The sequence below is a fragment of the Staphylococcus sp. EG-SA-17 genome (assembly GCF_017151845.1).
GTDB lineage: Bacteria > Bacillota > Bacilli > Staphylococcales > Staphylococcaceae > Staphylococcus > Staphylococcus aureus.
In genome coordinates, this window is sequence record NZ_JACVZO010000197.1 from 1 (window position 1) to 217 (window position 217).

Annotated in this window: 1 protein-coding gene; it reads right to left on the minus strand. The window is 45.6% G+C overall.

The window, feature by feature from the left end; genetic code table 11:
• Positions 1–217, minus strand: a 217-nt coding sequence (locus IDG65_RS14720; RefSeq protein ID WP_162173075.1) for a hypothetical protein, incomplete at both ends; no start/stop codon positions are given.

A 217-nucleotide genomic window follows, 5' to 3' on the forward strand; every position in this document is an offset into this window, starting at 1 on the left:
CTGAGTCTGAATCGCTATCTGAGTCCGAATCGCTGTCTGAGTCTGAATCGCTATCTGAGTCCGAATCGCTGTCTGAGTCTGAGTCGCTATCTGAATCTGAATCACTATCTGAGTCTGAATCGCTATCTGAGTCTGAATCTCTATCTGAGTCTGAATCACTGTCTGAGTCTGAGTCGCTATCTGAATCTGAATCACTATCTGAGTCTGAGTCGCTATC